Genomic DNA, 1,713 nt, shown 5'->3' with positions numbered 1-1,713 from the left:
GAGTGGGAAGACGCCGGCATGGACCGCCTCCACGGCGCCCCCGAAGCCCTCGCCGCGCTGAAGAAGTTCGACTTCCCCTCCTCCCAAACCAGCTTCGACGCCGCCTTCAAGCAATAGCCAGGCGCTGGGCGTGAGGCGCCGTGATCAAGACGGTATGGAGAAATCGACAGAAGCCGGAAAGGACCAGACAGATGGACGAAGAAGAAGCACCGCTGCGCATCGGCATCCTGGGAGCATCCCGCATCAGCCCGACATCCATCGTTGAACCTGCAAGGCTGACGGGTGCACGGCTGGTCGCTGTCGCAGCCCGCGACCGGGACCGGGCACAGGCCTTCGCCGGCCAGCATGGCGTGGAACGGGTACTCGGCTCCTACGAAGATCTTGTTAATGACCCGGAGATCGAAGCGGTCTACAACCCCCTGGCCAACTCGCTGCACGCCCCTTGGAACCTGGCGGCCATCGCCGCAGGAAAACACGTCCTGTCGGAGAAACCGTTCGCCGCAAACGCGACAGAAGCCAGGAATGTGCGCGATGCAGGGGAACGTGCGGGCGTCAAGGTCGTGGACGGCTTCCACTATCTTTACCACCCTGTCACGAAGCGGCTCCACGAACTCGTCGCCTCGGGGGAACTCGGCGAGCTTCGACGCGTGGAGACCATGGTGATGATTCCACCTCCACCACCGGAAGACCCAAGGTGGTCACTGCCCCTGGCGGGGGGAGCGCTGATGGACCTGGGCTGCTACAGCCTCCACGCCATCCGCGCCATGGCCCCCTTGGCAGGGGGTAATCCCACTCTCATCAACGCCCGGGGAGCCGAACGCTCCGGCCTGCCCGGAGTCGACGAATGGGTTGACGCCGACTTGGTCTATCCCTCGGGAGTCACCGCGACGGCACAATGCAACATGAATGGAACCCGAGCCGAAATGACCTACCGCGTCGTTGGAAGCAAGGGACAAGCCACAGTGGCAAATTTCATCCTCCCTCATACCGACGACAGCCTCAAGGTGAACACCAGTGACGGCCAACGGATCGAGCACCTGGGCACAAGATCCTCCTACACCTACCAGCTGGACGCCTTCGCCGGCCTCATCCGGCACGGAATCCCCATGCCCACAGACAGCGCAGACGCCGTCCGGACCATGGAGCTAATGGACGACTGCTACAAAGCCATCGGACTGGAACCCCGTGACAGCAGCACCCAGACCGAGTCAAAGGCTCACCAACTCCACAAGAACCTATAGCAGGGCCGCACCGACGGCGTCGTTGACATCGCAAACAGGAAATGCAGAATGACACGCGGGCTCCGGGACCCTGCGTTTGGGCCCGGAGATTCGTCTTGCAACCGAGTTCGGCCCGCCTGCAATATCCCTGCCGTTTGCATTCGTGCGACCAGCAACTCGCGCCTTGCAAGACGCATACGCGAGTTGTGGCACATCCCAACCTGACACCGAGCCAGCGCCTCTTGACGTTCTTCTGGGAAGGCGTGCGATTCCGCATTCCGCAGCCGTGACCGTAAGCTCCACACGCCTGACGACCGCGTGGGTTCAGGGCAGGAGCAGCAAGCCCGTGGGGCCGGCAGCCCCGAAGATTCGCCAGACGCCGTCCGGCATCCCGCAGGGATTACCACCACAAAGAGCACAACGAGAAAGTGAGTCACCCATGAGTTTGCATGGATCAAAGATTGCCCTGTTGATTGAGGATGAGTACCAGATC

1 protein-coding gene and 1 pseudogene are annotated in these 1,713 nt (G+C 62.2%); both read left to right on the top strand.

The window, feature by feature from the left end:
• A pseudogene (locus ACTHQX_RS21650) lies at nt 1-117 on the top strand (sugar phosphate isomerase/epimerase); the annotation flags it as partial.
• 74 nt (nt 118-191) lie between these two features.
• Entirely contained in the window at nt 192-1,241 is a 1,050-nt protein-coding gene (locus tag ACTHQX_RS21645) for a Gfo/Idh/MocA family protein (RefSeq protein WP_440159294.1), read from the top strand.
• Nucleotides 1,242-1,713 lie beyond the last annotated feature (472 nt).

Source organism: Arthrobacter sp. SAFR-023 (genome assembly GCF_051965295.1).
Lineage (GTDB): Bacteria > Actinomycetota > Actinomycetes > Actinomycetales > Micrococcaceae > Arthrobacter.
The sequence above is the reverse complement of the archived record's forward strand: the minus strand, read 5'-3'. Positions and strand labels throughout refer to the sequence as shown.

Excerpts from the sequence above, each read along its gene's own strand:
- ACTHQX_RS21645 (WP_440159294.1), top strand. The coding sequence starts at position 192 with ATGGACGAAGAAGAAGCACCGCTGCGCATCGGCATCCTGGGAGCATCC.